General features: G+C 32.3%; 3 protein-coding genes and 1 pseudogene. 3 read left to right on the top strand and 1 reads right to left on the bottom strand.

Going from position 1 to position 3,697, the window contains the following annotated elements:
• The 3 genes from AFK68_RS36340 to AFK68_RS06255 form a co-directional block, all read left to right on the top strand.
• A partial coding sequence (locus AFK68_RS36340; protein ID WP_168186339.1) for a hypothetical protein occupies window positions 1-183 on the top strand: 183 nt, incomplete at its 5' end.
• 42 nt (window positions 184-225) lie between these two features.
• On the top strand, window positions 226-891 hold the full coding sequence (locus AFK68_RS06250; protein ID WP_094672030.1) for an FHA domain-containing protein: 666 nt from the start codon (window positions 226-228) through the stop codon (window positions 889-891).
• Window positions 892-1,607: 716 nt separating this feature from the next.
• A partial coding sequence (locus AFK68_RS06255; RefSeq protein ID WP_168186340.1) for a serine/threonine-protein kinase occupies window positions 1,608-2,495 on the top strand: 888 nt, incomplete at its 3' end.
• Window positions 2,496-3,406: 911 nt separating this feature from the next.
• Here AFK68_RS06255 and AFK68_RS38245 read toward each other — a convergent pair.
• A pseudogene (locus tag AFK68_RS38245) lies at window positions 3,407-3,697 on the bottom strand (IS701 family transposase); the annotation flags it as partial.

Below are 3,697 nucleotides of genomic sequence, written 5' to 3' on the forward strand. Positions count from 1 at the left end.
AATCAATTAGAGTTAGTAAATGCTGAATTAGTATCAGAAATTAAACGCCGAAAACAAGCAGAAAAATCAGTTCAGAGCCTAAATTGGTTAAAAGAAATCCGAAAAGAATTAGTATTGTATAACTTTGAAAAAAGAATACAAAAAAAAGGTAGAACTCTAATTGAGATTTTCAAAAATAGCTGATAGCTAATAGCTGACAGCTAAATGCTTATAAAGAGGATAATTATGGCTATTACTTGTAATGTATGTTTCTACGACAGAAATGCAGACAACAATCAATTTTGCGAAATTTGTGGTTCAGAAATTAGAGCATCAACCACTTTATTTGAAGCTCAAGAAAAAGGGATTCAAGACCTAGAAACCCAAACATTTATACAATCAGACCAACAACAACTAAACCTAAATCAAAATATCAATCAAAATATTAATAACTATCCCCTAAAAACACCAGCTTCTACAAATATACCTACCAGTCAAATACCAATTATAGAAGATAGTCAAAAAGCAAATATATTACCTAAAAATAATACTAATCCTACAGTTATTAATGGTACTGTTGCTAAACTTATCTCTAAACAAGTAGGTGCGCCCATAGCAGAATTTATTATCGATAGTAACAATGCTATTATTGGTAAATTTGACCCAGACATCGGACCAGTAGAAATTGATTTAGATGGATTTTATGGAGATGAAACTGTTTCATCAACCCATGCAGAAATCTATTTTGAAAATAATCAATGGCAGATAAAAGACATGGGTTCAACTAATGGTATTTATATCAAACCTACAGGTAAAACTCGGTTTGGATACCGTATGAATAAACCAGAAATATTAAACTCAGGAGATGAAATTGCCATAGGTAAAATTCGGTTATTATTTCTAATTACTTAAATATAAGCTAATATACATTCGATTGGGGGAATAAAATAAACGGAGGAAAGAAACAGGGAAAAGAAAAAAGGGCATTGGTGAATGATTGTATGATTTTATAGGAGTTAGGAGGTAGAAAGTAAGCATTTCCTGCGGAATGCGGAGCTAACAGCTATTAGCAGTCAGCTAGCCTCCTACGGAGGAACTTCGTTAACAGCAATAAGACCCTGTACTTAAGGACGGGGTTTAAATGAATATAGATTTTGGAGCTGACTTTTGTAGTAAGATTTTTCTGTCCTAATTAATAAAGCTTTTATCAGTTACTAAAAGCAATAGCTGATGGCTGATAGCTGACGGGTGAATGCTTACGGTAGAAAAGAGTTTGTCGGTGACTTGGCGAGGAATAAATAGGTATAATTCGCAGTATTTTTTTGGGCTTAAAATCTACTGCTATTTGAATTTCATACCTTATTTAACCAACGCCGAAAAAAGCTTTTAAGCTATCAGCTAATTAGTAAATTATAGTTTATTATTCACAGTTTAAATGTACAGCTTAACGAAGTTATAAGTCAGAAGTCATAAGTTGTTTTTTTCACAGGGATTTATTCCCCGCTCCAAAAACATTTCGCCTTAAAATACGAGGTTTTAGACCCATTTTTTTGATAATTTATTATTCCCTCTTCCTTCTTCCTTTTTCCTTCTTACCTCTTCCTTCTTAAGTAAAATAAGGATAAAAAATGTTAATCAACTGCCCAATTTGTGGCGCAGAAAATCTTGATACAACCATTACTTGTACTGCCTGTGGTTGTGCTTTAATAAGCTTAAATTCAGTGGGATATCAACTTCCTAGTGGTACTTTACTTTACCAAGGTAAATACAGAATAGAAAAAACTTTAGGTGAAGGTGGTTTTGGCATTACTTATAAAGCAACTGATTTAGAAAATTTTACTGATGTTGCTATTAAAGAACTTTGCCCAGATAAGTTTCTTAGACATGGGATTAATATTATCTGGCCTCCCTCTATTCCTCCTAAAATTCAACAGGAACAAATCCAAAAATTTAAGACTGAGGCAGAATCTCTAAAAAAATGCGTTCATCCTAATATTGTCAGAGTAATTAACTGGTTTGAAGCTAACAATACCGCTTATTTAGTAATGGAATTTGTCTCAGGTAAATCTCTATCTAAAATTTTGACGGAAAGAGGTAAACTGCCAGAAAATATTGTCAAAAAATATTTCATTCAAATCACCGAAGCTTTAAAATTAGTTCATGCTAATAACTTCCTGCATCGGGATATTAAACCAGACAATATTATTATTAACTCCCAAGATCAAGCCATATTAATTGATTTTGGTTCTGCCAGAGAATTTTTAGCAGGTCTTACTAATAAAATGACTGCTATGTTAACACCTGGATATTCACCTATTGAACAATATACTAATCTAGGTAAGTCTAATCCCAGTACAGATTTGTATGCTATTTGTGCTTCAATTTATCATGTTTTAACAGGTAGAGTACCAGTAGCAGCACCAGCTAGGTTAGGTTCAGAAACTTTAATTTTTCCACGGCAAATAGAACCATCAATTCCTATCCAAATAGAACAAATTATCTTAACAGGAATGAAGNATTGAACAATATACTAATCTAGGTAAGTCTAATCCCAGTACAGATTTGTATGCTATTTGTGCTTCAATTTATCATGTTTTAACAGGTAGAGTACCAGTAGCAGCACCAGCTAGGTTAGGTTCAGAAACTTTAATTTTTCCACGGCAAATAGAACCATCAATTCCTATCCAAATAGAACAAATTATCTTAACAGGAATGAAGATGGAAATAGAAGAACGTTTTCAAACTGCTGATGAATTAATTGATGCACTTAAAGGTAAGTTTATTTCTCAAAAATTAAAGCAAGCAAGACAGATTTTAAAAGAAGGAAATTTAACAGAAGCAGTCACAGCTTATCAACAATGTTTGCTCAAAGAAACTGATAATGGTATAGCAGCAGTAGAGTTGGCAATGATATTAGTTTATATAGAAGATAGTCAAGCTATTATTGTGGCTAATCAAGCAATTAAAATAAATCCTAATGATGGCAGAGGTTATGGAGTTTTAGGACTAATTAATTGCCGTCAAGAAAAATGGCAAGAGGCAGTTAAACAGTTAGAAAAAGCAGTAAAATTATCTCCAAAGGAATCTTGGATACAGGCAAATTTTGCTTGGTCTTTAGCTAAAATAGGGAGATGGGAAGAAGCGTTAATCGTATGTAATTGCGCTTTAGAGCTAGATAATAATTCTGACTTTACATTAGGATTAAAATCCTGGATTTTAGTTAATCAAAAATACTTGGTATAAGCTATTAAAGCTACGCGCAAGTCAAAATTTAGAAGTAATACCAATTCCCTAAAGCAATCTTATACTTGATTAAAACTTCAGTTATTAAGTAATTACTTTAGTAGAATAACTTTTTTGCTGATTTTAGGTTAGTTAATGTTAATTATTCTTGATTGTAGGGACGTTGCATTCAACGTCCCTACACTGGGTCATAAATTCGATAATCTATGAGCCAAAATTGTTCGATTTCGGGGTTAAAATATATACAATTTACTATTCCTATACCACGTTAGCGCAGCTTTGCGTAAGCAAACTACTTGATGCTCATTACCACTGTATTGTCGTCGAACCAATTCAATTTTATTACTATGTTTCTTGTTAAGAACTGTATCATCAAAGATTAAGTAACCTTCTGTATTAGCTATAATTTCTTTTTTAACATTTCTCCATAAATCCTGGTCATCAAAGTTTTTGATTTTTAAATAACGATTTATCG

This window comes from Hydrocoleum sp. CS-953, assembly GCF_002260545.1.
GTDB lineage: Bacteria > Cyanobacteriota > Cyanobacteriia > Cyanobacteriales > Microcoleaceae > Trichodesmium.

Excerpts from the sequence above, each read along its gene's own strand:
- AFK68_RS06250 (WP_094672030.1), top strand. The coding sequence starts at position 226 with ATGGCTATTACTTGTAATGTATGTTTCTACGACAGAAATGCAGACAAC.